Origin of the sequence: Streptomyces sp. NPDC007157 (genome assembly GCF_040634235.1) — a bacterium.
GTDB lineage: Bacteria > Actinomycetota > Actinomycetes > Streptomycetales > Streptomycetaceae > Streptomyces.
The window spans coordinates 222,665-245,678 of record NZ_JBEYFE010000011.1 but is presented as its reverse complement, the minus strand read 5'-3'; the positions used below and the strand labels follow the sequence as shown (position 1 = coordinate 245,678).

Genomic DNA, 23,014 nt, shown 5'->3' with positions numbered 1-23,014 from the left:
GTCGGCCAGCGGACCGCAGCCGGGCTTTTACCGTCGGTTACCCGCAGGTCGGGGCCCGGCCATCGGCCGTTTTCCGCAAGTCCCAGGTACGGGACGCCGTTTGAATAAAAGGCAAGAAGGGGATCGGAGTTGCAGATTCTTTGAACAAACCCGGGCTCGCCCCGCGTACCTCTGGTTAAGACGAGGCAGGGGTTCCAGCGAGGGATGACGATGGTCAAGGCGCATGTCTCCGCACAACAGTTGGTCGCCGGCAGGTACCGGCTCCTCGAGGTCGCCGACCGCGAGCCGAACCGCATCAGCTGGTACGCGGAGGACGTGCAGGCCGAACGTCCACGTCTGGTGACCCAGATCGTGCTCCCCGACGCGCTCACCGAGGACGTGATACGCCGGACCACCTCCCGGATCCTGCGCACGTCCGAGACCATGGGCGCGCTGCGGCCCGGCCGGGTCGCCATGGTGATCGACGCCTTCGAGGAGGCGGGCACGCTGTGGACGGTCACCGAGCTGATCGACGGCACGCCGCTCAGTGAACTGCTCGTCCAGCAGCCCACGTTCGACTTCGTGCGGGCCGCCCGGATCGCCCTCGAGGTGCTCGACGTGCTGGACGGCGCGCACGGCGAGGGCTACACGCACGGCGAGCTCAGCCCCGGCCAGATCCTCGTCCGTGACAAGGGCCCGGTCGTGATCACCGGGTTCGGGCTGGCGGGCGCGACCCTGGCCCCGCGGGTCACCGCGCCGTCGTACGCCTCGCCGGAGCAGGCCAGGGACGAGCGGATCGGCCCGGCCGCCGACCTGTGGGCGCTCGGCGCGATCCTCTACACGATGGTCGAGGGACGGCCGCCGTTCCGGGACCGCGGCCGGGCCGACGCCACACTGAAGGGCGTGGACCGGCTGCCGCTGCGCACCCCGCTACGCGCCGGTCCGCTGACCCAGGTCGTCCAGGGGCTGCTGCGCAAGAACTCCCGGGAGCGGCTGAGCCGGCCGGTGGTCCGGCAGGCGCTGACACGTGTCCTGGACGCAGACCCCGACACGATCGGGCAACCCGCCCCGGTGCCCCGGCTGCGCGGCGCCTACGTGGCGGCGCGGGCCTCGGGATGGAGCCGGACCGCGATGATCGGAGGGACCGCGCTGGCCGTGGTGACCGTGTCGGTCGCGGTGCTCGCCGCCACCCAGGGGCTCCCTGGCGTCGGCTCCCTGGCCGGTTCGGCGCCGAGCGCCTCCGCGACCACGGATCCGGGCAACCGCACGGACGGCAACGGGCCCACCGCCTCGCCCTCCCCTTCCGCACCCACTTCGTCCTCTCCTTCGTCTCCGTCCTCCCCCTCTTCCCCTCCGTCTTCCCCTCCTGCCTCCTCCCCCTCGAAGACGGCGCCGTCGGCCACGGCCGGTGCCCTCCCGGCCGGGTACCACCGCTACACCGCCCCGGAGGGCTTCTCCGTGGCGCTCCCCACGGGCTGGAAGCGCATCGACACCTCGCGGGTCGACGACGTCGCCTACCGGGTCACCTTCGGCCCGGGCGGCGACGACCCGCACACCCTGGCTGTCACCTACAGCACCCAGGCCGGCCCGGACCCGGTCGCGGTCTGGCGGGACGACGTGGAACCGCAGCTGGAAGAGCTCGACGGTTACCGGCGGATCGGCCAGATCAAGGCGACCACCTACCAGGGGTACAAGGCGGCTGACATGGAGTGGCTGTCCGGCACGGGCGCCGACCAGGTGCGCACCTTCGGCCGCGGCTTCCTGCTCGGCGGCGGCCGCAGCTTCTCGCTGCGCGTCACGGCCCCCGCCGCCGCCTGGGACGACGCCGCGAACACGCTGGCGCTGAAGACTTTCCTGGCCACGTTCCGGGCGTCCGCGACCTGAGCCGCGCTCGGCCGGTCTTCGGCCGTGCGGCAAACCCTGGCCAATGGGTCGATATAGGCTGCCCGTCGGTACGTACGCAGTTCGGCAGCCTTCAGGAGTGTCCTCCGTGACCCTAGCGATCGACCCGTCCGAGACGTCCAGCGCGTCCCCGGCTCCCCTGTCCGACCTCGTGGCGCGGGACGCCCGGGAGTTCGGCGCGTATGTGCGCACCGGAGGCTGGGCGTTCGGGCTGATGGTGGCCCGCAGTGTGCGGCCGGGAGGACAGGGCGCGGACGAGACGCCGAAGGTGTCGGCGAAGGAGTTCGCCGAGCTGGCCGGCTGTTCCCCGGAGCGGGTGATGCGCTACTACAAGGCGTGGGACCGGGCCGCCGACGACGGTGTGGTCCCGCACTTCGAGGCCCTCGCCCCGGGTCAGGAGGTCGGACTCCCGGATTCCGACGTCTGGCTGGACTACTACGTCTCCCGCAACAGCGCGACGTCCGAGCGCGGCACCGCCATCAGCCAGGCCGCCGAGGCCGAGGGCATCCGGCCCACCAAGGCCCTCGAAGTGGCCGAGAACCCGACCGCGTTGCGGGCCGCGATCCTCGCCGACCCCTCCACCGCCCGCGCGGCCCGCTCGGCCCTCCTCGACCGCATCAAGGAGGACCCGGACCTGCAGACGGTGCTGGCCCGTGACGTGGTCCGCACCGCCGACCTGAAGAAGGCCGTGGCCACCGAGAGCCGCTCGGCCGACCGCATCGGATACGTCCGCCAGATCGCCGAGTCCGGCCAGATCAAGACGCCTGCCGGGCAGACCGTCGACGCCCCCGTCGAACTGCGGCAGGAGGCCGAGCGTCATCTGTCGCTCCTCGACGAGCTGGACGAGGACGAGGACACCGGCGAGTGGGCGACCGAGGCGTACGACACCATGAAGAACCTGGTCGTCGAGACGGTCGAGGCGGACCCCGAACTCCGCGTCCAGGAGAAGCGCACCAGGTTCTACAGCGGCCTGCAGAAGGCGACCAAGGCGTTCGAGGAGCTGACCTTCGACGACGCCCAGGACTTCTACGAGGACGACATGGTGCAGCGCCTGGAGGAACTCCAGCAGGCCATCGGCTCCTGCCTGGCCGCACTGCGCGGCACGAAGGGCGACTCCGTGGTGGATTCCGCGGTGCCTGCCGCCGTGCATTTCGCAGTGGATTCGGCAGAGGATTCCGCAGTGGATTCCGCTCACGATTGAGCGTTTTTCATGTGAGAGGGGTACTAGAGAGCACCAAGCCGATCGTTCTCGGAGGCCTCTCGCGTGAACCCCATCGTGCACAGGACCCTGGTGGTACAGCTCCGCGCGGACGGGACCGCCCGCTGCCCCGTCCTCGCCCATCTGTCGTACGACGCCGAAGACCCGTTCGCCGTCACCGCGGTGTTCACCCTGGACGGCCGGGTGCTCGCCCGATGGCGGCTGGACCGGGAGATGCTGAACGAGAGTCTGAGAGAGCCGGTCGGGGTCGGGGACGTACGGCTGCGTCCGGTACGGCAGGGGCGCTGGAGGGAAGTGCGCATGGATTTCCTCGGCGATCCCCTGCCCGGCGGCGAACGGCATCACGCGGTGGTGTTCGCCTGGGCGCCCGCGCTGGCCTCGTTCCTGAGCGACACCTACATGGCCGTGCCGCCCGGGCGGGAAGAGGTCCGGGTGGACGACCTGCTGGCGGAGATCCTCGCCACCGGCTGAGTAAGCGCGTGGCCGGCTGAGTAGCCGTACTCATGTCCGCGCCCCGGCGCCGCGGCCACGATGGGGCTCCCACGACGAGGAGTCCGCCATGACCGCAGTGCACCCCGCCCCGCGCCCCGTTCCGCACCGTGTGCCACGCCGGGTTCCGCCCGCCCTGCTCGCCGGGGTGGTGGTGGCCGGCATGGCCGTGTCGGCGTGGGGTGCCCGGGATCGTACGACCTGGTTCCTGGAGACGGTGTGGGTGCTGGTCGGCCTGCCGCTGGTGGTGCTGACCTGGCGGCGCTTCCCGCTGACGGGGCTGCTGGCCGGCCTCCTCACCGCGCACGCACTGGTGCTCGCCGTCGGCGGCCACTACACCTACGCCGAGGTGCCGGTGGGCGACTGGGTGCGCGACACCTTCGGCCTGGACCGCAATCCGTACGACCGCTTCGGCCACCTCATGCAGGGTTTCGTACCGGCGGTCCTCGTCCGTGAGCTGCTCAGCCGTACCTCACCGCTGCGCGGCAGCCGCTGGCTGGCCCCGCTGACGGTGTGCGCCTGCCTCGCGTTCAGCGCCTTCTTCGAGCTGCTGGAGTGGCTCGCGGCCGAGATCGGCGGGCACGGCGCGGACGCCTTCCTCGCCACCCAGGGAGATGTCTGGGACACCCAGTGGGACATGTTCTGCGCGTTGATCGGGGCGACGGTGTCGGTGCTGCTGCTCAGCCGGGTGCACGACCGGCAGCTGCGGGCGCTGGAGGCGGCTCGGCGGGTGATGTGACGCGGCTCAGCGGGTGGTGTGACGGCGCCGGGACCACAGCGGCAGGCCGTACCAGCACACCAGGTACCAGACGACGACGGCCGCGACCACCCAGGTCACCTGGCTGCCGCCGGTGGCCACCCGGAGGATCAGCACCAATGAGGCGGCCATGGTGGCCAGCAGCAGGAACAGGCCGATCTGGGTCATCCCGGAGGCCAGCCGCACCGCCTGTGGCTTCACCTTGCGGCCGGCGACCAGCCGGTGCAGGGAGACCGGGCCGATGAGGGCGCCCGTGGCCGCGGCGCCCAGGACGACGGTCACGATGTAGATCGTCCGGTCCACGTCGGACAGCTCGGCGTACCTCTGCTGGAAGACCACGGTGAGCAGGAAACCGAAGAGGATCTGCACACCGGTCTGGGCGACGCGGACCTCCTGGATGAGTTCGCCCCACATCCGGTCGGCGCGCTCCTCCTCGCTCTCGTCGCGCCCTCGCCGCCGCTCCTGGTCGGTCATGGATTGCGTGTAACCGTCGGGCCCGTCGTTCAAACGGCCCGGGCCGGGAGCCGCACCGTGGTGGCGGTCCCGGCCTGGCGGGGGCTACCAGCGGTTCTCGACCTGGTCCTTGATCCGGCGGTCGTAGAGGTCGCGGATGGCGGTGACCGTCTCCGCGGGCAGTTCCGGGAGCTTGGCGGCGGCCGCGTTGGCGCGGGCCTGCTCGGCGTTGCGGGCGCCCGGGATCACCGTCGTGACACCCGGCTGGTCGATGATCCAGCGCAGGGCGAGCTGGGCCGGGGTGCAGCCCTCGGGGGCGAGCGCGGCGAACTCGGCGGCGGCCTCCACGCCCGTCGCGTAGTCGACGCCGGAGAAGGTCTCACCCTGGTCGAAGGCCTCGCCGTGCCGGTTGTAGGTGCGGTGGTCGTCGGCCGCGAAGACGGTGTCCCTGGTGTACTTGCCGGACAGCAGACCGGAGGCGAGCGGCACCCGCGCGATGATGCCGACGCCGGCCTCCCGGGCGGCCGGCAGGACCTCGCGCAGCGGCTTCATGCGGAACGGGTTGAGGATGATCTGCACGCTGGCCACGCCCGGGCGGGCGATCGCGGTGAGCGCCTCCGCGCAGGTCTCGACGCTGACCCCGTAGGCGGCGATGCGCTCCTCCTCGACCAGGGTGTCGAGGGCGTCGAACACCTCGCCGGAGGAGTAGACCGGGGTCGGCGGGCAGTGCAGCTGCACCAGGTCCAGGCGGTCCACGCCGAGGTTGCGGCGGGACCGGTCGTTCCACGCACGGAAGTTGTCCAGGACGTAGTTCTCCGGGATCTGGTCGACCCGGCGGCCCATCTTGGTGGCCACCAGCACATGCAGGTCCGGCCTGCCGCTCAGGAAGGCGGCGATGGTCTGCTCGCTGCGCCCGTCGCCGTACACGTCGGCGGTGTCGAAGAAGGTCACCCCCGCCTCGGCCGCGGCCTCCAGCACGGCAAGGGCCTCCTTGTCGTCCACGTCGCCCCAGTCGGCACCGAGCTGCCAGGTGCCGAGGCCGACGACCGATGCCCGCTGCTGCGACCTGCCGATTACACGTTCGTCCATGGCGTCAGTCTGTCATCAGCCGCCGACAACGGTGTCAGGGGCCTCTCCGCCCCCGCCCACCTGTGAATCCTTCACTCACACGGGTGATTGTGTTCGACAGAAATCGGGAGGGCGTCAACCCGGCCCTAGCGTGTCGGCGTGACTGATCGTTCAGCGAACAACTTCCCTGCACCGGACGGCTGGAGCCGTCGGGGCTTCCTGCGGTCCGCCGCCGCGCTGGCCGCCGTACCGGTGCTGTCGGTGGCGGATCCGGCCGTGGCCGCGGCCGAGCTGCCCGGCTTCCCGGAGAATGTGGCGCTGTACCGCTCGGCGTACCGCAACTGGGTCGGCGAGATCACCGCGGACGGGCTGTGGGCCTGCGCCCCGGCCGACGCGGACGAGGTGCTCACGGTCGTCGAGTGGGCCTGGCGCAACGGTTGGCGGGTCCGCGCGCGTGGCTCCTCGCACGGCTGGTCGCCGCTGACCGTCACGGAGGGGACGGCTGCCGGCGACAAGGTACTGCTCGTCGACACCGGGACGCACCTCACGGGGCTGTCCCTGGACTCCGGGTCGCGGGTGCGGGCCGGGACCGGGGTCACCATGGAGGCGCTGCTCACCTTCCTCGAGGGCCACGGCCTCGGGCTCACCGCCGCTCCCGCGCCCGGCGATCTGACGCTCGGCGGGGCGCTGGCGATCGACGCGCACGGCACCGCCGTACCGGCCGACGGCGAGCAGCCGCTGCCCGGGCACACCTACGGTTCGCTGAGCAATCTGGTGCTGTCCCTGACGGCGGTGGTGTGGGACGAGGACGCGGGAGCGTATGTCCTGCGGACGTTCCGGCGCGCCGAGGCGGACTGCGCGGCCCTGCTCACACATCTGGGCCGGGCGTTGGTCACCGAGGTCGTGCTGCGGGTGGGCGGCAACAGCAATCTGCGGTGTGTGAGCCGGACCGACATCCCGGCCGGCGAACTGTTCGCCGCGGCCGGTTCCGGCGGGCGGACCCTCGACGGTTTCCTGGCGCGGTCCGGGCGGGTGGAGGCGATCTGGTTCGCGTTCACCGAGTACCCGTGGCTGAAGGAGTGGAGCGTCGCCCCGGCCAGACCGCTCACCTCGCGGCATGTGACCTCGCCGTACAACTACCCCTTCTCCGACGTCGTGCCGACCGTGGTCGCCGACCTCGTGGGGCGGATGGTGTCCGGCGCGGCCTGGTATCTGGCGCCGGTGCTGGGCAACGCGCAGCTGGATGTGGCGGCGCTCGGGCTGGCGGCGACGCTGTCCTCGGACATCTGGGGGGCGTCGAAGAACACGCTGCTGTATCTGCGGCCGACGACGCTGCGGATCAACGCGAACGGGTACGCGGTGCTGACCCGGCGGGCCGACGTGCAGCGTGTTGTGCATGAGTTCACGTCGTTCTACCGGGAACGGCTCACCGCGTACGCCGCGTCGGGGCGGTTCCCCGTCAACGGGTCGGTGGAGATCCGGGTGACGGGGCTGGACGAGCCGGCCGATGTGGAACTGGCCGGTGCTCAGGTGCCGTTGCTCTCCGCCCTGCGGCCGAGGGACGGGGCGGACACGGCGGTGTGGCTGGATGTGCTGACGCTGCCGGGGACGCCTGGTGCGGAGGCGTTCCTGCGGGAGTTGGAGCGGTTCTTGTTCGAGCGGTACGAGGGGACTCGGGTGGAGTGGTCCAAGGGGTGGGCGTACACCGGGTCCGCTGTGTGGAGTGACGAGGAGGTGCTCGGCGCGACTGTTCCGGGGACCTTTGGAGACGCGGTGTGGAATACGGCCGTCGGCACGCTTGACCGGCTCGACCCGCACCGTGTTTTCGGCAACGGGTTCCTGGATCGGGTTCTTGTGCGCCGTTGACGTCCGCGGGTCCGGTGGGGGCCGGTCGCGCAGTTCCCCGCGCCCCTTGGGCGGCGCTGCCCCAACCGGCGATCAGAAGTAGTGTCCCTCGTTCAAGTCCGCGAGCAGGCCCGCCTGTTCCGGCTTCCAACCCAGAAGGTTCCGGGTTCGGTCGCTCGATGTCGCGTTGTCGATCGCCGCCACCATGCCCAGCCAGCCGAAGTGGGCCTCCGCCTCCGTGGGCGGGATGCTCTGCAACGGGACGCCGAGGCCCTGGGCGATCGCCGCGGCGATGTCCTTGAACGGGATTGCCTGGTCGGCCGCTCCGTGCAGGGGCGTACCCGCCGGGGCCGACTCCAGGGCCAGGCGGTAGAGGTGGGCCGCGTCCAGGCGGTGTACGGCGGGCCAGCGGTTGGTGCCCTCGCCCACGTACGCGGCCACGCCCGTCCGGCGGGCGATGTCGATCAGCTGCGGCACGAAGCCCCGGTCGCCACGGCCGTGCACCGTGGGGGCCAGGCGGACCACCGAGCTGCGTACGCCACGCTCGGCGAGGGCGAGTGCGGCCAGGTCGCAGGCGCCACGGAGGATGCCCGATGCCGGGGTGTCCTGCTCCGTCGCCACACCGTCGACCGCGGCGAGCATCAGGGTTCCCGAGGTGACGACGAAGGGCCGGTCCGACCCTTCCAGTGCGGCCCCGATCGCCTCGATCACGCGCAGGTCGGTCTCCACGGCTCGCGACATGTCCGAGAAGTCCTCGTGGTTGAAGGCGAGGTGCAGCACGCCGTCGGTCCCGGCCGCCGCGCGTGCCAGGCCCTCGGGGTCGTCGAGGCTGCCGCGGTGCACTTCCGCGCCCGCCGCCTGCAGGGCCTCGGCGGACTTGTCCGAGCGGGCGAGGGCGAGGACCTGGTGCCCGGCGCCGAGGAGTTCGGGGACGGCCGCGGAGCCGATGAAGCCGCTGCCGCCGGTGACGAATACCCGCATGGTCGGTGCTCCTTCGAGGAAGGGGTTGGTGCTTCCATCATTCGGGCGGCGGGCGTCGGGCGTCCAAAGCCTGATGTGCAACGCGCAATACGTTTCAGGCATCGGCGCAGGTCGTCGGCCGTACCCTGGAAGCATGGCTGATCCCGCTTCCGCCCCTGACCTCGATCTGCGGCTCGTCCGGTACTTCACCGTCGTCGCCGAGCAGCGGCACTTCGGGCGGGCCGCCGGCGTCCTGCACATCACCCAGCCGTCGCTGAGCCGCCAGGTCCAGCGCCTGGAGCGGTTGCTGGGGGCGCGGCTCTTCGACCGGACCCCGCAGGGGGCGCGGCTCACCGAGGCCGGTGAGGTGTTCCTGCCGCGGGCGAGGGCGTTGCTGCGGGCCGCGGGCGAGGCCGCCGCCGTCACCCGGGCCGCCGCCGAGCCCAGCCGGATCACCGTCGGGTACATCAACGGGATCTTCGTCACCCCCGCCGTGCGCGATCTGCGCCGCCGCTTCCCGGACGCCGACGTGCGGACCCTGCACCTCGCCTGGCACGAGCCGCGCGAGGCCCTGCTGACCGGGCGCGTCGACGCGGTCGTGACCCGGCTGCCGTTGCGCACCGACCGGTTGCGGGTGACGGTCCTCTACGACGAGCCGCGTGTCCTGGTGGTCCCGCTGGACCACCGGCTGGCCGGGAAGGAGTCGGTCACGCTCGACGACATCGCCGACGAGCCGCTGCCCCGGGGACGGGATCCGCTGTGGAACGCGTTCTGGCGCGTGGATCCCCGGCCGGACGGCAGCCCGGCGCCCGACGGTCCGCTGATCGGCGCGGTGGAGGACAAGTTCGAGCATGTCGCCGCGGGGCAGGCCGTGGCGATCGTGCCCCTGGTGCCCGGCGCGATCATCCGCCCCGACCTGACCACGGTCCCGTTGCACGGCGTCGAGCCGAGCCAGGTGGTCCTGGCGACCCGCGCCGGGGACCACCACCGGCTGCTTACCGCCTTCCGCGGGTCGGCCGTAGCGCTACTGACCGGGCCGGAGCCGGGCTAGGGCGTCAACTGGGCCTGGACGGCGGGGCCGTAGCGGTCGGCGAGGTCGTCGATCGCCGAGTCGCGCAGCCGTGGGCCGCGGGCGATGCCGTACATCACGCCCAGACCGATGAGCTGGGCGACGGCGAGTTCGGCGCGCAGTGGGGCGTCGGGGCCGGTGAGCCGGGCGGCGACGCGGTCGACCACCTGGGCGCGGAAGTTGGCGCGCAGCACGTCTCCGTGGTCGCCGTGCAGGGGGGCGAAGACGATCCGCAGCAGCGGGTCGGCGCCCCGGTCGCGCTGGCCCTCCAGGACGTGCCGGACCATGTGCCGGCCGAGGTCGTCCAGGGGTGCGTCCAGTAGCGCGGCCGCGTCGGTGTCGAAGGACATCACGCGGGCGAACAGGCCGTCCTTGTTGCCGAAGTACTTGAGGATCAACGGCGCGCTGACCCCGGCGCGTTCGGCGACGTCCTTGAGGGTGATGTCGGCGTGCGCGTGCCGGGCGAGGAGGTGGCGGGCGGCCTTGAGGATGGCGGCCTTGGTGGCCTCCGCGTCCCGGCGGGCGGGCGCGGGGGTGGTGTCGTTGCCGGTGTCGGGTCGGGTGCTCACGGCACTCATGCTCCCTCCAGCGCGTCGTCCCGGGCGCCCTGGGGGCGGGCCGTGGCGCGCGGGGCATCGTCCGTGGCCTTGTCGCCGGGTATGGACAGGGCGGCCGCGCCGGCCACCAGCGCGATGACACCGGCCATCGTGAACGACAGCAGATAGCCGTGCAGCGTGGGCACCTGGGCGCCACCGACGAGGCTGGTGTGATGGGTGAGGACGGCGGCCACCGCGGCGCTGGAGGTGGCCTGGCCGATGGTGCGCATGAGGACGTTGACGCCGTTGGCGGAGGCGGTCTGGCTCGCCGGGACGGCCCGCAGGATCAGCGTGGGCAGCGCCGAGTAGGCGAGGGTGGTGCCGGTGGCGACGACGGTGGCGCCCAGGATGATCATCCAGAGGTCGCGGCTGTCGGCGACGCGTACCACGTAGCCGCAGGCGATGACCCCGGCGCCGAGGGCGAGGGTGATGCGCGGGCCACGGGAGGCCGAGATCCGGGCGGAGAGCGGCGAGAACAGCAGCATGGTGATGCCACCGGGGAGCAGGCAGAGACCGGTGGCCACGATGGACAGGCCGAGGCCGTATCCGGTGGCCTTCGGCGCCTGCACCAGCTGGGCGGTGACCAGGGAGTTGGCGTAGAAGGCGAACCCGGTGAGCAGGGCGGCGACATGGGACAGGCCGACCCGGGGCCGGGACACCAGGTGCAGGTCGACCAGCGGCTGCTCCGTCCACAGTTGCTGCCACCACCACAGGGCCAGTACGACGACGGTGGCGGCGAACAGCCCGAGGACGCGCGGGCTGCCCCAGCCCCACTGGCCGCCCTGCGAGACGCCGAGCAGCAGACAGGTCAGCCCGACAGCCAGCCCGAGCGCGCCGAGCACGTCGAACCGCCCGGGTTCGCGCACCGGTGACTCCCGGACCGCCCACCACACGGCGGCCACGCCCAGCGCACCGAGGAGGCTGGTCAGCCAGAACATGGTGTGCCAGTCGTAGTACTGCACCACCAGCGCGGCCAGCGGCAGACCCAGCGCGGCGCCGATGCCGACGGTGGAGCTCATCAGCGCCACCGCCGATCCCCGCCGCTCGGGCGGCAGTTCGTCACGCAGGATGCTGATCGACAGCGGTACGACGGAGGCGGCGGCACCCTGCAGGGCGCGGGCGACGATGAGCACGGCGATGTCGGACGACAGGGCGCACATCACGGAGCCCACGGTCATCAGGGCGAGCGCCCCGGTGAGCACCCGGCGCTTGCCGTACATGTCGCCGGCCCGGCCGAGCACCGGGGTGAGGACGGCCCCGGCGAGCAGGGTCGCGGTGACCATCCAGGAGACGGCGCCGGCCGAGGAGTGGGTGAGCTTGGGCAGGTCCGGGAGCAGGGGGACGACCACCGTCTGCATGACGGCCATCAGGATCCCGCCGAAGGCCAGTACCGGGATGGTCAGCCGCTCCCGCAGCGGGGGCGGTGCGGCGGACGAGCCCGAGGGGCCGGCTGTCGGGGCGGGGTGATCCATCGGCACTCCTGCGGACGGCACAGACAAGAAGGTGAATAGATATTCACCCTATCGAGTGAATGACCTTTCACCAACTCGTGCCGCCGGTCGGCGCCTACGACCGGGAGTGCAGGGCGCGCGCCGCGCGTGGCCCGAGCCACCGCTTGAGCCGGCGCAGCACCTCCAGCCGCCCGGCCGCCCTGTCGATGCCGTAGTAGAGCTGCGGCGGAACGTACGGCAGCAGCGGCGAGTGGCGCTGGCCGAGCAGGGCGAACATGCGGTGCGGGGGGAGGTCGATGTAGCGGGGCAGGTTCTCGTACCACTGGGCGCTGAGGCGGGCGGCGCTCTGCGCGGAGACCAGTTCGGCCTTGCGCTGCCGCTCGTAGGCGGCGAGGGCCTGGGGTCCGGCGCCGTGCTCGCGCAGGGCACCGGCGAGGCACATCGCGTCCTCCAGGGCGAGGGTGGTGCCGGCGCCGATGGAGTAGTGCGTGGTGTGGGCGGCGTCGCCCAGCAGGACGAGGTTGCCGTGGTGCCAGGTGCGGCTGACGAGCGTGCGGAAGGTGGGCCAGGCGGCCGTCGAGGAGCCGCCGATCAGCGGCCGGCCGTCGAGGATGCCGGCGAACAGCTTCTCCAGCAGGGACAGCTGGTCGACCTCGTTCAGCGTGTCGAGGCCGAGGCCGGTCAGGGTCTCGGGGGCGCACTCGATGACGCAGGTGCTGTGCCCGTCGTCGTAGGGGTAGCCGTAGCACCAGACCCAGCCGTGCTCGGTCTCGGCGAAGGCGAAGGTGAAGGAGTCGAAGGCCTTGGTGGTGCCGAGCCAGACGTAGTGGTTGCGACCCTCGGCGACCTCGGCTCCGAAGGCTCCGGCGTGCCGGGTGCGCAGGGCGCTGTGGATGCCGTCGGCGGCCACGACCAGGTCCGCCTCGGGGAGGTCGTCGGGCGTGATCTCGCTCTCGAACTCCAGCCGTACGTCCAGGGACCGGGCGCGGGCGGCGAGGATCTCCAGGAGGCGGTGGCGGCCGATGCCGTGGCCCGGGTCGCCGGGCTGCCGGGTGACCTGGTCACGGACATGGGCGACGCCCTGGTTCCAGCGCACCGAGCTCTCCTCGACGGCGCGCGCCGACTCGGGGTCGTACGCGTGCAGCCGGTCCATCAGGGCACGCCAGTAGGTGACGCCCCAGCCGTAGGTCGAGCCCTCGGGGTTGCGTTCATGGACGGTGATGTCGTGGGACGGGTCCTGCCGCTTGAGCAGGATCGCTAGATACAGGCCGGCGGGCCCGCCTCCGACGCAGACGACCTTCACACGCACCCCTGGATTTCACCGAAAGTGGCCGATTGGCACCGCACAGTAGCAGCGGTGACGGGTCCGGCCGGGTTTTCGAATCGCGCCAGATTGACGGCGTGAGCCACGACACCCGGACGGCGGACCCGCGCGAAAGATCGACGAAAAGACCCTCGCCCGGGCAAGGAATTCCCCATTCCGGTACCACCCGGCCGCCGACCACGGCAAGATCATCTTCGTTCAATCTTGTATGACATGTAGTCAATTGTCCTGATCGCAGCCAACCCGATCCGGGCGATTTCTCCCGCCCGGAAAGCGGCGGATAGGCATACGGAGTCATCACCCGCACCCAGCACAGGAGCATCCGTATGCCCGAGCTCACCCGCCGTCGCGCGCTCACCGCGGCGGCCGCCCTCGCCGCCGCGGCCGGTGCCCAGACCCTGGTCGCCCCCGGCACCCCGGCCGCCGCTCACCCGCAGGAGGGATCCCTCGAACCCTTCGACGAGGTCTACAAGGGCCGCCGAATACAGGGCCGCCCCTCCGGCATGGACGACATGGGCGGCATGGCCGGCATGAAGGGCATGAAGGGCATGGGCGGTATGGGCGGTCACCACCACGGACACGGCACCGGTTACGCGGTGTTCGTGGACGGGGTGGAGCTGCACGTCATGCGGAACGCGGACGGCAGCTGGATCAGCGTGGTCAGCCACTACGACCCGGTGCGCACCCCACGGGCCGCCGCCCGCGCGGCGGTCGACGAGCTGCAGGGCGCCGCGCTGCTGCCGTTCCCCGCCAACTGACCGCCCCCCACCAGGACTTCCGGAGCCTCGAAGCACATGACCATACGCAAGAACCAGGCCAGCCTGTCCGCCGACGAGAAGCGGCGGTTCGTCGCCGCCGTCATCGAGCTCAAGCGCGGCGGACGTTACGACGACTTCGTGCGCACGCACAACGCCTTCATCATGTCCGACACCGACGACTCGGAGCGCACCGGCCATCGTTCGCCGTCGTTCCTGCCCTGGCACCGCAGATTCCTGCTCGACTTCGAGCAGGCGCTGCAGTCGGTGGACTCCTCGGTGACGCTTCCCTACTGGGACTGGAGCGCCGACCGCACGGTCCGTGCCGCGCTGTGGGCGCCGGACTTCCTCGGCGGCACCGGGCGCAGCTCCGACGGGCGGGTGATGGACGGCCCGTTCGCCGCGTCGAGCGGGAACTGGCCGGTCAACGTCCGGGTGGACGGCCGTACTTATCTGCGCAGGTCACTCGGGACCGGCGTGCGCGAGCTGCCGACCCGGGCCGAGGTCGACTCGGTGCTGGCCATGGCGACGTACGACATGGCGCCCTGGAACAGCGCCTCGGACGGCTTCCGGAACCATCTGGAGGGCTGGCGCGGCGTCAATCTGCACAACCGGGTCCATGTCTGGGTCGGCGGCCAGATGGCCACCGGGGTCTCCCCCAACGACCCGGTGTTCTGGCTGCACCACGCCTTCATCGACAAGCTGTGGGCCGAGTGGCAGCGCCGGCATCCGCAGGCGGCCTACGTACCGGGCGGCGGGACGCCGGACGTCGTCGACCTGGACGAGACGATGAAGCCGTGGAACGACGTGCGGCCGGCGGACCTGCTCGACCACACGCGGTTCTACACGTTCGACGTCTGAAGACAGCTGAAGACAGCTGACAACGGTTGACGACGACTGACGACGGCTGGAGACGGCTGATCAGGCCTCCGCCGTACGGCACTCCGGGTGGCCCCAGCTCTGCCCGTTCTTCGCGATCGGCTCACCGGCCGCGTAGGAGCGGCCGCACTGGCAGCGACCGGGGAACTTGGCCTTGATGGTGCGCGAGGAGCCGGCGCCGGCTGTGGTCTTGCGGGGTGCCGCCTTGCGGCGCGGGGCCCCGGCGGAGGCGGCGGGCGTCGGCGACGGCGGCGGTACCGGGGAGCCGTGGGCGCTGCCCGCGGCCTCCTGGACCGTCGCCGCCTGGCTGGCCGCGCGGTCGGCGAAGTCGTTCAGCGGGTCGCCGTCGACCTGGTGGGCGGGGACGTACCGGAAGTCGACCGTGCGGCCGTCGAGGAGTTCGTCGATGCGTACGACCAGGTCCTGGTTGGCGACGGGCTTGCCCGCCGAGGTCTTCCAGCCGTTGCGCTTCCAGCCGGGCAGCCAGGTGGTGACCGCCTTCATGGCGTACTGCGAGTCCATCCGCACCTCGAGCGGCACGTCCGGGTCGACGGCCGTCAGCAGCCGCTCCAGCGCCGTCAGTTCGGCCACGTTGTTGGTGGCCTTGCCCAGCGGGCCGGCCTCCCAGCGGGCCGGCGTCGCCGCGTCGTCGGACACCACCCAGGCCCAGCCGGCCGGTCCCGGGTTTCCCTTAGAAGCCCCGTCGCACGCGGCCACCACTCGTTCACGCATGGGCCCGATCATGCCACGGCCGGGCGGGGAGCCCGCCCGTGGCCCGGTGTACGTCCTGGTCAGACGTCCTTGACCTGGGGCTGCTCGCCCTCGGTGGTGGTGAGGTCGATCACCGAGAAGTTGGCGCCCTGCGGGTCGGTGAGCGCCGCGAACCTGCCGAAGGGGCTGCTCATCGGACCGAAGCGCAGCACCGCACCCTGCTTGGTGGCCCTGGCGACGGCCTCGTCGCAGTCGTCGACGGTGAAGTAGACGTTGATGTACGAGGGCACCTCGGGCGGGAAGTCGTCGGTCATCCCCATCCGGCCGAGGACCGTGTTCCCGCCCACGTCGAACATCCGGAAGTCGACGTTGTCGTCCTCGACCTGCCTGGCCGTGTAGGAGAAGACGGCGGTGAAGAAGGGGTCGGTCTTCTCGGGCTCGCGGGTGAAGACCTCCGCCCAGCAGTAGGCGCCGGGCACGGCCGTGGCCTCGAAGCCCTCGTGGACGCCGCCCTGCCAGATGCCGAAGACCGCCCCGCCGGGCTCCCGCGCCAGGCACATCGTGCCGAAGTCACCGACCTGCATCGGCTCCATCAGCACCTCACCGCCGTTCTCCCGGATCCGCTCGGCGACGGCCGCCACGTCGGGCGAGGCGAAGTACAGACACCACTGCGACTGCCCCTCCTGGCCGGGCATGGGCGGTACGACGGCGGCGACGGCCTTGCCGTTCGCGTAGGCCTGGGTGTAGTTGCCGTACTCCGACGTCGACTCGCCGAACGTCCAGCCGAGGACCTCGCCGTAGAAGCTCTTGGCCCCCTCCAGGTCGCTGAACATCGCGTCCGCCCAACAGGGGGTTCCTTCAGGTTGTACCGCCATGGCCGCGGCCCTTCCGATCGCACGGATTCTCCCGGTTCCTCACGCTAGCCATCCGGCCGACCGCCCGCGCGCCGAACTCCGGACTCCGGCGGACACTGGGAAGGATGACCGAGCGGCCTTCGGCGGACGGGGCGCGGCATGACGGACGTGATGCGGGCGTGGACGGTGGCGCGGCCCGGACCGGTCGAGGCGGATCCGCTCCGGCTCGTCGAGCGTCCGGTGCCGGAGCCCGGAGCCGACGAGCTGCTGGTCCGGGTGCGCGCCTGTGGGGTGTGCCGGACCGACCTGCATGTCTCGGAGGGCGATCTGCCGGTGCACCGGCCCGGGGTGACGCCTGGGCACGAGGTGGTCGGCGTGGTCGCGGGCCTGGGCGCCGAGGTGGCGGACTTCACGGTCGGTGACCGGGTGGGGGTGGCCTGGCTGCGGCGCACGGACGGGGTGTGCGCCTACTGCCGGCGGGGCGCCGAGAACCTGTGCCCGCACTCGGAGTACACCGGCTGGGACGCGGACGGCGGCTACGCGGAGTACACGACCGTGCCGGCGGACTTCGCCTACCGGCTGCCCGGCGCCCTCGACGACGTGGCGCTCGCACCACTGCTGTGCGCCGGGATCATCGGCTACCGCGCGCTGCGCCGGGCCTCGCTGCCGCCGGGCGGCCGGCTCGGCCTGTACGGCTTCGGCGGCAGCGCCCATCTGTGCGCGCAGGTGGCGCTCGCGGAGGGCGCGACCGTGCATGTGCTGACCCGGGGCGCCGAGGCCCGGCGGCTGGCCCTGGAGCTGGGCGCGGCCTCCGCCCGGGACGCCTCCGAGCCGCCGCCCGAGCCGCTGGACAGCGCCGTCCTGTTCGCCCCGGTCGGCGATCTGGTGCCGGTCGCGCTGCGCGCCCTGGACCGGGGCGGGGTGCTGGCGGTGGCGGGCATCCACCTCAGCGACGTACCGGCACTGAACTACGAGCGGGAGCTGTTCTACGAGCGGGAGCTGCGCAGCGTCACCTCCAACACCCGTGACGACGGGCGTGAGTTCCTGGCCCTGGCCGAGCGCCACCATGTCCACGCGACCACCCACACCTACCCGCTGTCCGAGGCCCCCCAGGCCCTGCGGGACCTGAAGGCAGGGCGCTTCGACGGGGCCGCGGTGCTGGTCAACGACCTTTCCTGAGCCCAACCCGGGCCGGACCCGGGCATCGGAGCGGATCACCGGCGCACGATCAACGAACACCACCTTTTCCACCCCGAACACCAGGTTTGCGCAACTAAGGCGCGCAACCGCCCCTTTCGCGCCGTACCCGTAGATCACCACGGCTGTTTGGCTGGTCCTTGCGCAGCGCCACCTCGCACACCACCGACCCTCCGGGTCACCTCTGTTCGCCTCTCTGCTGGAGGGAATGTGTCCACACCGGACAGCGTCATCGGTTCCGCCGTCGACGAGCCCGAGCCGGATCCGACCACCGACGGGGAGCTCACCAGCCTGAGCACCCGGGCGGCACGTCAGCTCGCCACGACCACCAAGTCCGAACCGCAGATGCAGGCCATCACCTCCCGGTGGCTGCTGAAGACACTGCCGTGGGTGGACGTCAAGGGCGGCGCCTACCGGGTCAACCGGCGCCTCCAACTGCGCACCGGACGCGGCCGGGTGAGCTTCGAGCAGAACGGCGGGGACGACATCCGGGTGATCCCCGGAACCCTCACCGAACTGCCCGTCCTGCGGGGTTACGACGACCTGGACGCGCTGACCCAGATCGCCGAGCGGTTCCAGGCCCGCGAAGTGCGCGCCGGGCAGGTGCTGTTCGAGGCCGGGCAGCCGGTCACCGAGACCTACCTGGTCGTGCACGGCCGGTTCATCCGGTTCGCGGCCGGCAAGTACGGCGAGGAGGAGGTCGTCGGGGTCGTCAGCGACGGCGACCAGATGGGCGACGAGGCGGTCGGCCAGACCGACCCGCTGTGGCTCACCTCGGTCCGGGCGGAGACGGCCGGCGTGGTGCTGGCGCTGCCCTGGACGGTCGTCGAGGAGGTCATGGACCGGGTGCCGTCGCTCGGTGCGCATCTCCAGGCGTACGTCGACCGGCAGCGGTTGCCGATGAACCGCAAGGGCGAGGCCGAGGTGCCGGTACAGGCCGGCCACCGGGGCGAGCCGACCCTGCCGGGCGGCTTCGTGGACTACGAACTCGCGCCGCGCGAGTACGAGTTGTCGCTCACCCAGACCGTGCTGCGGGTGCACTCCCGGGTCGCCGACCTCTACAACAACCCGATGGACCAGACCCAGCAGCAGCTGCGCCTCACGGTCGAGGAGATCCGTGAGCGCCAGGAGTGGGAGCTGGTCAACAACCGTGAGTTCGGGCTGCTGCACAACATCGACTACGGGCAGCGGATCAGCTCCTTCACCGGCCCGCCGACCCCGGACGACATGGACGAGCTGATCTCCATGCGCCGCAAGACCAAGGTGATCCTGGCGCACCCCAAGGCGATCGCGGCGTTCTTCCGGCAGTGCAACCGGCGCGGACTGGTGCCCCCCAGCGCGAACATCGACGGGCACGAGATCCCGGCCTGGCGCGGGGTCCCGATCTATCCGTGCAGCAAGATCCCGATCAGCGACGACCACACCAGCAGCATCATCGCGCTGCGCACCGGCGAGGCCGACCAGGGGGTCATCGGCCTCTACCAGACCGGAATCCCGGAGGAGTTCCAGCCCGGCCTGAACGTCCGCTTCATGGGCGTCAACGAGCAGGCCATCGTCAACTACCTGGTCACCGCCTACTACTCGCTGGCCATCCTGGTCCCCGACGCGGCCGGGATCCTGGAGAACGTCCAGCTCGGCCGCACCGCCGACTGACGGCCTGGAGCACAGTCATCATGACCACACCCACCACCTCCTACGTCCTGCCCGGGCCGCCGAACATCGCGCGGAGTCTGCGCCCGGCCAGGCGCACCGGGGCGGTCCCTGGACTGCACTACCGGCCGGCCGTGCCCGCCGACCCCGCCAAGGCCGCCGAGCTCGACCGCCGCCTGGAGGCCTGGGCCCGGGAGCTCGACCTGTTCCCCGAGGCCTGGAAAGGGGACTTCTCGGGCTTCCAGTTCGGCCGGGCCGTCGTACTCCAGCATCCGGGCGGTCTCGACCTGGACCGGCTCACCGTCGCCGGCAAGCTGCTGCTGGCCGAGAACATCGTGGACTCCTGTTACTGCGAGGAGGACGAGGGACGCGGCGGATCGCGGCGCGGGCTCGGCGGCCCGCTGATCATCGCCCAGTCGGCGCTCGACCCCTACCACGGCATCCCGGAGCTGGAGGAGGAGTGGCGCGCCGGCATCCGGGCCGACGGTCCGCTGCGCTCCTACCACTTCGCCCTCGCGGACTTCGCCGGGTTCGCCACCCCGAGCCAGACCGACCGGTTCGTGCACGACATCGCCCGGCTGCACCTCGGGTACCTGGGCGAGGCCGCGTGGATGGAGACCCGGTACATGCCGCGGGTCTGGGAGTACCTGGTGATGAGGCAGTTCAACAACTTCCGGCCGTGCCTGTCGATCGTCGACGCGGTGGACGGCTACGAACTGCCCGAGCCGCTGTACGCCCGCCCGGAGATCCAGCGGATCACGGCCCTGGCCTGCAACGCGACCACGATCGTCAACGATCTGTACTCCTTCACCAAGGAGCTGGCGAGCGATCCGGACCACCTCAACCTGCCCCAGGTGGTGGCGGCCAACGACCGGCGCGGACTGAAGGCGGCCTACCTGAAGTCCGTCGACATCCACAACCGGATCATGGCGGCCTTCGAGGAGGAGTCGGCCGCCCTGGGCGCCACCTCGCCGCTGGTCGCCCGCTACGTGGAGGGCCTGGCCGCCTGGGTCTCGGGCAACCACGAGTGGCACTCGACCAACACCAACCGCTACCACCTGCCCGATTACTGGTAGTGGCGAGCGCATCCGAAACACCGTCAGAAACACTTCGAGGAGCAACTGTTGACCACCGCCCCTGTCGCTCGGAAGACCACCACGTCAGCCCCGGTGCCGACCCAGTCCAGGTACCAGAACAGCGTCGCGGAGTACTGGAACGCCGAGGAGAACCCGGTCAACCTCGAACTCGGAAAGATCGACGACCTTTACCACCACCACTACGGCATCGGCGAGGCCGACTGGTCGGTGCTCGACGAGACCGACCCCGAGCTGCGCAAGGAGCGTGTCACCAGCGAGCTGCACCGCCTGGAGCACGCCCAGGCCGAGCTGCTCGCCGGGCATCTCGGCCCGCTCGCCCCGGACGACCGGGTCTTCGACGCCGGCTGCGGCCGGGGCGGTGGCAGCATCGTGGCGAACCTGCGCTACGGCTGCCACGCCGACGGGGTCACCATCTCCGCCAAGCAGGCCGGCTTCGCCAACGACATGGCCCGCAAGCGGGAGGTCGGCGACAAGGTCCGCTACCACCACCGGAACATGCTGGACACCGGCTTCGAGACCGGCGCGTACGCGGCCTCCTGGAACAACGAGTCCACGATGTACGTCGAGCTGGAACTGCTCTTCGCCGAGCACGCCCGGCTGCTGCGCCGGGGCGGACGCTACGTCACGATCACCGGCTGCTACAACAACGCCTACGGGCAGGCCTCGCGCGAGGTGTCCCTGATCAACGCGCACTACATCTGTGACATCCACCCGAGGTCGGAGTACTTCCGGGCGATGGCCAAGAACCGCCTCGTACCGGTCCATGTGGAGGACCTCACCGAGGCGGCCATTCCGTACTGGGAACTGCGCAAGCAGGCCGACCACCTGGTGACGGGAGTCGAGGACGCCTTCCTCACCGCCTACAAGAACGGCAGCTTCCAGTACCTGCTGATCGTGGCCGACCGGATCTGACCCGGCGAGGCGCAGGCGCGGGGCGGTGTCCGGAGACACCGCCCCGCGTCGCCGTGCGGGTCACTCGCCCGCGTACGCCTTCTTCAGCGCGGCGATGTCGAGCTTGCCCATCGTGTACATGGCCCGCGTGGTGCGGGTCGCCCTCTCCCGGTCGGCGTCGCCGATCATCTCGATCAGTCCCTCCGGGATGACCTGCCAGGACACGCCGTACCTGTCCTTGAGCCAGCCGCACGGGCCGGGTTCGCCGCCGTTCTCGGTGAGCTTGGCCCAGTAGTGGTCGACCTCCTCCTGGCCGTCGCAGTGGATCTGGAAGGAGACCGCCTCGTTGAACTTGAACTCCGGGCCGCCGTTGACGGCGACGAACCTCTGCCCGTTGGCCGTGAACTCGACGGCGAGCACCGAGCCGGCGGGGCCCGGTCCGGCCTCGGTGTAGTGGCCGATCCGCCCGACGCTGGAGTTCTTGAAGATCGACACGTAGTAGTGGGCGGCCTCCTCGGCCTGGCCGTCGAACCAGAGACACGTGGTGAATCCGTCGGTGGTCATGGACACCTCCTGGGGCGTGGAACAGGGTCATCTGTACCGACCCCCACACGGCGGGAAACTCATCGCTGCTCGCTCGCCGTTCCACCTAGCATCCCGACCATGACCTCTTCGTCGGCTGTTGAACCGTTCCGCATCTCGATCCCCCAGAGCGACCTCGACGACCTGCACGCCCGCCTGGACCGCACCCGCTGGCCGGCCGAGCTGCCGGGCGCCGGCTGGGAGTACGGCGTACCGACGCCGTATCTCCGGGAGCTGGCCCGGTACTGGCGGCACGAGTACGACTGGCGGGCCGCCGAGGCGCAGCTGAACGCGTGGCCGCAGTTCACGACGACGATCGACGGCGCGCACATCCACTTCGCCCATGTCCGCTCCCCCGAGCCGGACGCCACCCCGCTGATCGTCACCCACGGCTGGCCGGGCTCGATCGTGGAGTTCCTGGACGTGGTCGGCCCACTCACGGATCCGGCGGCGCACGGTGGGGATCCAGCCGACGCCTTCCATGTGGTGGTGCCGAGTGTCCCCGGGTTCGGTCTCTCCGGTCCGACCACGGAGTCCGGCTGGGAGGCGGGGCGGGTCGCGGACGCCTGGGCGGAGCTGATGGCACGGCTCGGTCACGAGCGGTTCGGTGCGCAGGGCGGTGACTGGGGAGCGGCGATCTCGCGGGAGCTGGGCCGCGCCCATCCCGATCGGGTGATCGGCGTGCACCTCAATCTGCTGCCGGGTGCCCAGCAGGCCACCGAGCCCACCGCCGAGGAACTGGCCGCCCTCGATGCCGAGGAGCAGGCGAACACCCTCGACTCCTGGCGCCGCTGGGCCGCCTGGTCCCGGGAGAGCACGGGGTACGCCGTCCTGCAGAGCACCCGCCCGCACACCCCCGGCTACGCGCTCACGGACTCCCCGGTCGGGCAACTCGCCTGGATCGTGGAGAAGTTCCGGGAGTGGACGGACTCCGAGGAGCTGCCGGAGGAGGCGGTGGACCGGGACCGGCTGCTGACCGACGTGATGCTGTACTGGCTGACCGGTACGGCCGCCTCGTCCGCCCGCATCTACTTCGAGCGGGCGCACGCCACCGGCCCGCGCGCCACCGCGCCCTCCCGGCCGTCGACGGCACCGACCGCCGTCGCCCTGTTCCCGGCCGAACCCCAGCGTCCGCTGCGGCACAAGGCGGACCGCACGGAGAACATCGTGCGCTGGACGGAGTTCGACCGGGGCGGGCACTTCGCGGCGATGGAGGAACCGGATCTGCTGGTGGGCGACGTCCGGGCGTTCTTCCGGCAGCTGCGAGAGCAGGGCGGGCGCTGAGC

General features: G+C 71.3%; 22 protein-coding genes. 13 read left to right on the top strand and 9 right to left on the bottom strand.

What is annotated here, in order from left to right:
* Positions 1-204 precede the first annotated feature (204 nt).
* The 4 genes from ABZ642_RS22040 (at position 205) to ABZ642_RS22025 (ending at position 4,328) form a co-directional block, all read left to right on the top strand.
* Positions 205-1,863, top strand: coding sequence for a serine/threonine-protein kinase (locus tag ABZ642_RS22040; RefSeq protein ID WP_360486515.1), 1,659 nt, complete (start codon positions 205-207; stop codon positions 1,861-1,863).
* A gap of 106 nt (positions 1,864-1,969) precedes the next feature.
* On the top strand, positions 1,970-3,082 hold the full coding sequence (locus tag ABZ642_RS22035; RefSeq protein WP_360486512.1) for a hypothetical protein: 1,113 nt from the start codon (positions 1,970-1,972) through the stop codon (positions 3,080-3,082).
* 63 nt (positions 3,083-3,145) lie between these two features.
* On the top strand, positions 3,146-3,571 hold the full coding sequence (locus tag ABZ642_RS22030) for an SsgA family sporulation/cell division regulator (RefSeq protein ID WP_360486509.1): 426 nt from the start codon (positions 3,146-3,148) through the stop codon (positions 3,569-3,571).
* Between the two features lie 88 nt (positions 3,572-3,659).
* Positions 3,660-4,328: a DUF2238 domain-containing protein gene (locus tag ABZ642_RS22025; RefSeq protein WP_360486506.1), complete on the top strand. Its 669-nt coding sequence runs from the start codon at positions 3,660-3,662 to the stop codon at positions 4,326-4,328.
* A gap of 6 nt (positions 4,329-4,334) precedes the next feature.
* On the opposite strand, the gene ABZ642_RS22020 is transcribed toward ABZ642_RS22025, so the two are convergent.
* Positions 4,335-4,820 (bottom strand): DUF6328 family protein, encoded by a 486-nt coding sequence (locus tag ABZ642_RS22020; protein WP_360486503.1) that lies wholly within the window; start codon positions 4,818-4,820, stop codon positions 4,335-4,337.
* 84 nt (positions 4,821-4,904) lie between these two features.
* Entirely contained in the window at positions 4,905-5,888 is a 984-nt protein-coding gene (locus tag ABZ642_RS22015; RefSeq protein WP_360486500.1) for an aldo/keto reductase, read from the bottom strand.
* A 138-nt stretch (positions 5,889-6,026) separates the two neighbouring features.
* Between ABZ642_RS22015 and ABZ642_RS22010 the strand changes: the two genes are divergently transcribed.
* Positions 6,027-7,733, top strand: a complete 1,707-nt coding sequence (locus tag ABZ642_RS22010) for a cholesterol oxidase substrate-binding domain-containing protein (protein WP_360486498.1) — start codon at positions 6,027-6,029, stop codon at positions 7,731-7,733.
* Positions 7,734-7,805: 72 nt separating this feature from the next.
* Here ABZ642_RS22010 and ABZ642_RS22005 read toward each other — a convergent pair whose 3' ends face one another.
* A complete protein-coding gene (locus tag ABZ642_RS22005) occupies positions 7,806-8,693 on the bottom strand; it encodes an SDR family oxidoreductase (protein ID WP_360486495.1) in 888 nt (295 codons plus the stop codon).
* A gap of 133 nt (positions 8,694-8,826) precedes the next feature.
* Here ABZ642_RS22005 and ABZ642_RS22000 point away from each other — a divergent pair, with 133 nt between their 5' ends.
* Positions 8,827-9,723: a LysR family transcriptional regulator gene (locus tag ABZ642_RS22000; protein WP_360486492.1), complete on the top strand. Its 897-nt coding sequence runs from the start codon at positions 8,827-8,829 to the stop codon at positions 9,721-9,723.
* On the opposite strand, the gene ABZ642_RS21995 is transcribed toward ABZ642_RS22000, so the two are convergent.
* The 3 genes from ABZ642_RS21995 to ABZ642_RS21985 form a co-directional block, all read right to left on the bottom strand.
* Positions 9,720-10,319 (bottom strand): TetR family transcriptional regulator, encoded by a 600-nt coding sequence (locus ABZ642_RS21995; protein WP_360486489.1) that lies wholly within the window; start codon positions 10,317-10,319, stop codon positions 9,720-9,722. The two genes, ABZ642_RS22000 and ABZ642_RS21995, sit on opposite strands and share 4 nt — an antisense overlap.
* Positions 10,316-11,809 carry an MDR family MFS transporter gene (locus ABZ642_RS21990; RefSeq protein ID WP_360486486.1) on the bottom strand — a complete coding sequence of 498 codons (1,494 nt, stop codon included), beginning with the start codon at positions 11,807-11,809 and terminating at the stop codon, positions 10,316-10,318. The genes ABZ642_RS21995 and ABZ642_RS21990 overlap by 4 nt, the downstream gene beginning before the upstream one ends.
* A 94-nt stretch (positions 11,810-11,903) precedes the next feature.
* Positions 11,904-13,097: an FAD-dependent monooxygenase gene (locus ABZ642_RS21985; protein WP_360486483.1), complete on the bottom strand. Its 1,194-nt coding sequence runs from the start codon at positions 13,095-13,097 to the stop codon at positions 11,904-11,906.
* A 341-nt stretch (positions 13,098-13,438) separates the two neighbouring features.
* On the opposite strand from ABZ642_RS21985, the gene ABZ642_RS21980 reads away from it, so the two are divergent.
* Together ABZ642_RS21980 and ABZ642_RS21975 are read left to right on the top strand one after the other, a co-directional pair.
* Positions 13,439-13,870: a tyrosinase cofactor gene (locus ABZ642_RS21980; RefSeq protein WP_360486480.1), complete on the top strand. Its 432-nt coding sequence runs from the start codon at positions 13,439-13,441 to the stop codon at positions 13,868-13,870.
* Positions 13,871-13,906: 36 nt separating this feature from the next.
* The gene (locus ABZ642_RS21975) at positions 13,907-14,728 is read left to right on the top strand and encodes a tyrosinase family protein (protein ID WP_360486477.1); all 822 of its coding nucleotides are present in this window, start codon (positions 13,907-13,909) and stop codon (positions 14,726-14,728) included.
* Positions 14,729-14,788: 60 nt separating this feature from the next.
* Here ABZ642_RS21975 and ABZ642_RS21970 read toward each other — a convergent pair whose 3' ends face one another.
* Complete coding sequence (locus ABZ642_RS21970; protein WP_360486474.1) at positions 14,789-15,490, bottom strand: ribonuclease H; 702 nt, start codon at positions 15,488-15,490, stop codon at positions 14,789-14,791.
* A 47-nt stretch (positions 15,491-15,537) separates the two neighbouring features.
* Complete coding sequence (locus tag ABZ642_RS21965) at positions 15,538-16,332, bottom strand: VOC family protein (RefSeq protein WP_360486472.1); 795 nt, start codon at positions 16,330-16,332, stop codon at positions 15,538-15,540.
* A gap of 150 nt (positions 16,333-16,482) precedes the next feature.
* Here ABZ642_RS21965 and ABZ642_RS21960 point away from each other — a divergent pair, with 150 nt between their 5' ends.
* From ABZ642_RS21960 to ABZ642_RS21945, 4 genes are all read left to right on the top strand, one after another.
* On the top strand, positions 16,483-17,490 hold the full coding sequence (locus tag ABZ642_RS21960; RefSeq protein WP_360486649.1) for a zinc-binding alcohol dehydrogenase family protein: 1,008 nt from the start codon (positions 16,483-16,485) through the stop codon (positions 17,488-17,490).
* 228 nt (positions 17,491-17,718) lie between these two features.
* Entirely contained in the window at positions 17,719-19,161 is a 1,443-nt protein-coding gene (locus ABZ642_RS21955) for a family 2B encapsulin nanocompartment shell protein (protein ID WP_360486470.1), read from the top strand.
* Between the two features lie 20 nt (positions 19,162-19,181).
* Positions 19,182-20,234, top strand: a complete 1,053-nt coding sequence (locus ABZ642_RS21950; protein WP_360486467.1) for a family 2 encapsulin nanocompartment cargo protein terpene cyclase — start codon at positions 19,182-19,184, stop codon at positions 20,232-20,234.
* Positions 20,235-20,282: 48 nt separating this feature from the next.
* The gene (locus tag ABZ642_RS21945; protein ID WP_360486464.1) at positions 20,283-21,167 is read left to right on the top strand and encodes a geranyl diphosphate 2-C-methyltransferase; all 885 of its coding nucleotides are present in this window, start codon (positions 20,283-20,285) and stop codon (positions 21,165-21,167) included.
* 60 nt (positions 21,168-21,227) lie between these two features.
* Here the strand turns inward: ABZ642_RS21945 and ABZ642_RS21940 are convergent, their stop codons facing one another.
* On the bottom strand, positions 21,228-21,710 hold the full coding sequence (locus tag ABZ642_RS21940) for a VOC family protein (protein ID WP_360486461.1): 483 nt from the start codon (positions 21,708-21,710) through the stop codon (positions 21,228-21,230).
* A 99-nt stretch (positions 21,711-21,809) separates the two neighbouring features.
* On the opposite strand from ABZ642_RS21940, the gene ABZ642_RS21935 reads away from it, so the two are divergent.
* Positions 21,810-23,012, top strand: a complete 1,203-nt coding sequence (locus ABZ642_RS21935; protein ID WP_360486458.1) for an epoxide hydrolase family protein — start codon at positions 21,810-21,812, stop codon at positions 23,010-23,012.
* Positions 23,013-23,014 lie beyond the last annotated feature (2 nt).

Bases quoted from the DNA above. Each gene is read 5' to 3' on its own strand.
- ABZ642_RS21995 (WP_360486489.1), bottom strand. From the start codon at position 10,319: ATGAGTGCCGTGAGCACCCGACCCGACACCGGCAACGACACCACCCCC.
- ABZ642_RS21990 (WP_360486486.1), bottom strand. From the start codon at position 11,809: ATGGATCACCCCGCCCCGACAGCCGGCCCCTCGGGCTCGTCCGCCGCA.
- ABZ642_RS22005 (WP_360486495.1), bottom strand. From the start codon at position 8,693: ATGCGGGTATTCGTCACCGGCGGCAGCGGCTTCATCGGCTCCGCGGCC.
- ABZ642_RS21960 (WP_360486649.1), top strand. From the start codon at position 16,483: ATGCGGGCGTGGACGGTGGCGCGGCCCGGACCGGTCGAGGCGGATCCG.
- ABZ642_RS22025 (WP_360486506.1), top strand. From the start codon at position 3,660: ATGACCGCAGTGCACCCCGCCCCGCGCCCCGTTCCGCACCGTGTGCCA.
- ABZ642_RS21980 (WP_360486480.1), top strand. From the start codon at position 13,439: ATGCCCGAGCTCACCCGCCGTCGCGCGCTCACCGCGGCGGCCGCCCTC.
- ABZ642_RS21935 (WP_360486458.1), top strand. From the start codon at position 21,810: ATGACCTCTTCGTCGGCTGTTGAACCGTTCCGCATCTCGATCCCCCAG.
- ABZ642_RS22020 (WP_360486503.1), bottom strand. From the start codon at position 4,820: ATGACCGACCAGGAGCGGCGGCGAGGGCGCGACGAGAGCGAGGAGGAG.
- ABZ642_RS22040 (WP_360486515.1), top strand. From the start codon at position 205: ATGACGATGGTCAAGGCGCATGTCTCCGCACAACAGTTGGTCGCCGGC.
- ABZ642_RS21975 (WP_360486477.1), top strand. From the start codon at position 13,907: ATGACCATACGCAAGAACCAGGCCAGCCTGTCCGCCGACGAGAAGCGG.
- ABZ642_RS21940 (WP_360486461.1), bottom strand. From the start codon at position 21,710: ATGACCACCGACGGATTCACCACGTGTCTCTGGTTCGACGGCCAGGCC.
- ABZ642_RS22015 (WP_360486500.1), bottom strand. From the start codon at position 5,888: ATGGACGAACGTGTAATCGGCAGGTCGCAGCAGCGGGCATCGGTCGTC.
- ABZ642_RS21950 (WP_360486467.1), top strand. From the start codon at position 19,182: ATGACCACACCCACCACCTCCTACGTCCTGCCCGGGCCGCCGAACATC.
- ABZ642_RS21965 (WP_360486472.1), bottom strand. From the start codon at position 16,332: ATGGCGGTACAACCTGAAGGAACCCCCTGTTGGGCGGACGCGATGTTC.
- ABZ642_RS22000 (WP_360486492.1), top strand. From the start codon at position 8,827: ATGGCTGATCCCGCTTCCGCCCCTGACCTCGATCTGCGGCTCGTCCGG.
- ABZ642_RS21970 (WP_360486474.1), bottom strand. From the start codon at position 15,490: ATGATCGGGCCCATGCGTGAACGAGTGGTGGCCGCGTGCGACGGGGCT.